A 1,865-nucleotide genomic window follows, 5' to 3' on the forward strand; every position below is an offset into this window, starting at 1 on the left:
GTAAAAAAGATTGCGGACAAGAGCGGACTTCTTGCGCTGAATGCCTCCATAGAAGCGGCAAGGGCAGGGGAAGCCGGCAGAGGCTTTGCGGTGGTGGCCAATCAGATCAAGGAGCTTTCCGCCAATACCGCAGAATCCACCAAAGACGTGGTAACCTATGTGGAGCAGATTCGCTCCGGCATGGAAAATTTGGTGGAATCCGTCAATCATACTGCAAACCGGCTTAAACAGGGCAATCAGAGCGTACACCAGTCCGTGGATGAAATGAATGTGATGAATGAGCGGATGAACGCTATTATCCGGGAGCTGGAAAATATTTACGGGGAGGCAAACCATCAGTCCGCACTGACCCAAAACTTTGTAGCCTCTATTGAAACTATTGCAGACAGCTATGACACCTTATCCCAGGAATGTATGGGAACAGGCTCCCACCTCTACCAGATCAGCAGAGAGGTGGACAAGGTGAGAAGCGACATGGCAAGGCACAATTCCCGGCTCTCCACCCTGGACTGGCTGACTATTTTCGAGATAGACCACCTGATCTTTACCTGGCGGGTATACAACAATCTGGCAGGCTTTGAGCAGCTTAAGATTACCCAGTTGAACAATCCCAAGGGCTGCAAGCTGGGTCTTTGGCTGGAGAGCCAGACAGCCCCCCGCATCTGCAATTCTGCGGAATTTAAGCAGACTGCCGCAGATCACGAAAGGCTTCACAAGTATGCCTGTGATTCCTGGTATGCCAACGACAAGGGTGACCGGGAGTCGGCTCTTTCGGCTTTCCATCAGGCCTATGAAGCCTTCCAGTCCTTCCAGACCTCCATCCACAGGCTGCAGGGGCTATTCTCCACTTAAACAGCTTTTCTATTGTGATGCTGGATTTTACGCGCTGCGTATTTCATAAGCAGACCCTTACTGGCCGCCGGTACTTGGGCTGCGTCCTTTGCGGCCCTATGTACCGCTGCGGTCATTTCGGAGCGGAAGCGCGTCTGTGTTGAAATATGCAGCATACAAAATCAGCTGCTCCCTACTTTTTCTCCTTGGGCGGAAACTTTGTGCGAAGCACATACCACAGAGCTCCCGCAATACATACAGAGGAATAGGCTCCGCTCACAATGCCCACCATAAGAGGCAGGGCAAACTCCCGGATACTGGTCACACCAAGCACATACAGCACACCTACCATGATATAGGTGGTCAGGGAAGTAAAAATACTTCTGGAAAGAGTCTGCGTAATGCTTTTGTTTACCACTTCCTTCAAATCCTCTTTCTTCGTCATCACCGCCATATTTTCCCTTACCCGGTCAAAGATAACAATAGTAGCGTTGATAGAGTACCCCACTATCGTCAGAATGCAGGCGATAAAGGTATTTCCCACCGGCATTCTCACCACTGCATAAAACGCCAGCATTACCAGCACATCATGAAGCAGCGCCGCTACAGAGCTGATACCAAACCGGATATCGCTGAACCGGATACGGATATAAATCAGCATACACACAATGGCAAGGGCCACTGCCAGCAGGGTATCTGTTTTCATCTCACTGCTGATGGTGGAGCTGATGGTTTCAGAGGTGATTTGATTCTCGTCCACCTGGAATTGCTCCCTAAACATCTCATTTAACGCCTCCCTCTGAGAGGTGTCCAGAGAGTTGGTCTTAAAAATCACTTCGTTGGAATCCTGCACCGTCTGAATCTGAACGGTGCTGCCCGTAACCTCCTCAATCAGAGGAACCACCTGATCGTTGACCTCCTCCAGCGTCATGCTCTCCTGAAAGGTAACGGTAGTAGCAGTGCCTCCCTGAAATTCCATGCTGTAATTTAAGGCATTTCCCGTGTTCACCTTATATACGCCCATAACGATAAGG

2 protein-coding genes are annotated in these 1,865 nt (G+C 50.2%); one reads left to right on the forward strand and one right to left on the reverse strand.

Translation table 11 applies throughout. The annotated features are described in order from the left end of the window. Positions 1 to 852: methyl-accepting chemotaxis protein (locus AC1WIP_RS15390; protein WP_481142652.1), on the forward strand; the 852-nt coding region annotated here is incomplete at its 5' end. A gap of 172 nt (positions 853 to 1,024) precedes the next feature. Here AC1WIP_RS15390 and secF read toward each other — a convergent pair. Further along, a partial coding sequence (gene secF, locus AC1WIP_RS15395) for a protein translocase subunit SecF (RefSeq protein ID WP_481142653.1) occupies positions 1,025 to 1,865 on the reverse strand: 841 nt, incomplete at its 5' end.

This window comes from Acetatifactor sp. (assembly GCF_982438285.1).